Source organism: Trabulsiella guamensis ATCC 49490, assembly GCF_000734965.1.
Lineage (GTDB): Bacteria > Pseudomonadota > Gammaproteobacteria > Enterobacterales > Enterobacteriaceae > Trabulsiella > Trabulsiella guamensis.
The window spans coordinates 1-784 of sequence record NZ_JMTB01000193.1 but is presented as its reverse complement, the minus strand read 5'-3'; the positions used below and the strand labels follow the sequence as shown (position 1 = coordinate 784).

General features: G+C 59.2%; 1 protein-coding gene. It reads left to right on the top strand.

What is annotated here, in order from left to right; translation table 11 throughout:
* Positions 1-172 precede the first annotated feature (172 nt).
* The gene (locus GTGU_RS23505; RefSeq protein ID WP_038163710.1) at positions 173-613 is read left to right on the top strand and encodes a gp436 family protein; all 441 of its coding nucleotides are present in this window, start codon (positions 173-175) and stop codon (positions 611-613) included.
* Positions 614-784 lie beyond the last annotated feature (171 nt).

Sequence of the window (784 nt, the reverse complement as noted above, 5' to 3'; positions counted from 1 at the left end):
TGCATGTTTTTGTCAGCGATAACCCGGACGAGCAGGTTATTGAAGATGACCGTGGTCAGCCGTTGTATGGCTGCGTCATCAGCACCGCCGATGCGAAGCGCCTGAAGGCTGAAAAAATGCTGGTTGTGACGGAGATTGCGACAGTCACAGCGCCCGGAGCGGGGGACGCGTAATGGGCATCTACGTGACGCGGGACGATTTGCTGGCAACCGATGCCGAGCGTGTCTGGAATATGGCGCTCGATAAGGAGACGCAGCAGCTTGACGAGGCGAAGATCCAGCGGGCAACCGATGATGCTGACGCGGAAATTAACTCCTTTCTGGCGAAGCGCTACCGGCTGCCGCTTGAGCTTCCATCGCTCCCGAGTCCGTTACGTCGCGCGGCGGTCTCCATCGCGTTCTACTGGTTGTCCGAACGGGACAACCAGATAACCGATGAGATCCAGAAACGCTACGACGAAGCCCTGAGAACGTTACGTGAAATCGCGAACGGCACCCGCGACCTCGGTCTGTCGTCAGATACGCCGGTCGGGGAGACTGACAACGGGCGGCTGATTATCGTGAGCGATAACCGACGCCTCTTCACGCGTAACAGGCTTAAGGGAGTGCTGTGATGGGCATTACCGTTGAGGTGCGTGGCGAGCGTCAGCTTCAGGACATCCGGCGCGCGATTGAAAAACTGGCTGATCAGTCACTGCAGCAGGAGCTGCTGGAGAATATCGGCGCGGTGGTGGAATCCCAGACCCGCCAGCGTATCGCCAGCGAGAAAACCAGCCCGGCCGGGG